Below are 1790 nucleotides of genomic sequence, written 5' to 3'. Positions count from 1 at the left end.
GTGGTAATCGTTTAGTTGATTTATTTTATAACATTTTTGTGGTCATCTGACTATAGTTAGGTAAAATAAAAAATGCAATGACTAATTCAACAATAATGATATTCCTTAATATATATTAATAATTTAATTTTTGATCTGATGAAAGACTTGTATTTATAAGTTAATAAAAAAAATGCCCAATATATAATATATATATTGGGCATTTTAAAAATTTGAATTTAATAATACTACTCTGCGTCATTCAAATCTAAGTTACGATCTATTTGCCAAATCAAGAAACAACCAAGCCCCATTAGTGCAAACATCGCAATACCAACTTTTAGCACAGGATTAACTGGAAATAGGTTTAACAATAACCCACCGAAAATACCAACTGAAAACATCAATGAGCCTTGTAGTGCACTTGCCATACCAGCACGGCTTTTTTGGAACGCCAGTGCAATAGCAGAGGCATTGGGCTGAGTCAGGCCTAAGCCTGAGATACAAAAGAAAATACAGACCAATACCAGTGGTAGCCAGGCATCTGTACCCAAAAATAGACCTATCACAAAGAGCACGCCCGCAGAGATAACCTGCATCATCGCACCAAAACGCAAGATACTTAATAGCCGAAAGCGATTAGTCAACAATTGATTCAATTGGGTTAAACCGACAAATCCCGCGGCATTCATACCAAACAGCCATCCGAAATGCGTTTCTGACATACCATAAGTATCCATAATCAACTCAGAGGCCGAGCTAATATAAACAAACATGGCTCCCATCAAAAGCCCGCCGCCAATGGCAGGATAATTAAATGTTGGGTCTTTTAATAAATCCCAATACTGGCTAAGCACTTCTTTTGCTGGACGTACATTTCGGTTTTCTTCGATAAGTGTTTCAAAGAAGAAAAACTTAGCCAATAACAAATTAAGCGCACCAAAGGCAGCCAAAAACCAAAAAATAGAATGCCAGTTAAAAAACTGTAAAAATAGCGCACCAAGCGATGGGGCCAATATTGGTGCCAGACCCATTACTAATATCATGATAGAAAATGCTTTTGCCGTTTGCTTGGCGGTCAAACGGTCACGAATCGCGGCACGCGTGACCACTGATCCCACACAGGCTCCAAGCGCTTGCACGGTTCGCCCGGCAAATAACACATACTCATTATTTGTGGTTGCACAAATAATTGAGGCGATAACATATAACGTCATACCAATATATAAAGGCTTCACTCGCCCAACACGATCACTGAATGGGCCATAAAACAACTGACCAAATACCAGACCCAAAAAATAAGCTGGGACAGAATTTGCCATAAAAGCCGTAGAGACGCCAAAGTCATCTGCCATTGATGGTAGCGCAGGAAGATACATATCGATAGATAAAGGCCCTACCGCTACGATGAGTCCGAGCATCATAATCCATGCAACGGGTAGATCAGCAGAACGAACTCGCTCAGACGCAACAGGTTTATTGGGGAGGGATGGTTTTGAAGCAGACATATTAAGGCCGTTTTATATAATAAGTGTTTCATTACTCATACTATGGTTATCATCAGCTGTGACTTGTTGATAGGAGGTATCAAAAGCAGCTCACAAAAACAATAGTATATAGTCACATGCACATTAAAAGGTGGACAGTGCTATATCGCACTATCCATTTATATTTCAATAGGCAAATGACGTCAATAAAACAGATGTTAATTAGGGGCTGTATAGAATTGAGAAAACATTGAAAAAAATAAGCAACACCTTACTCTAATGTTTACCACAACAAAGAAACAAGGCGTCACTTATGGCTCGCAC

At 39.0% G+C, this 1790-nt stretch carries 1 protein-coding gene; it reads right to left on the bottom strand.

Annotated features, from left to right (window positions below; genetic code table 11):
• Window positions 1-227: 227 nt before the first annotated feature.
• Complete coding sequence (locus tag EI164_RS15905) at window positions 228-1487, bottom strand: multidrug effflux MFS transporter (RefSeq protein WP_192520957.1); 1260 nt, start codon at window positions 1485-1487, stop codon at window positions 228-230.
• Window positions 1488-1790: the final 303 nt, after the last annotated feature.

It is taken from the genome of Psychrobacter sp. FME13 (genome assembly GCF_014861395.1).
GTDB lineage: Bacteria > Pseudomonadota > Gammaproteobacteria > Pseudomonadales > Moraxellaceae > Psychrobacter.
The sequence above is the reverse complement of the archived record's forward strand: the minus strand, read 5'-3'. Positions and strand labels throughout refer to the sequence as shown.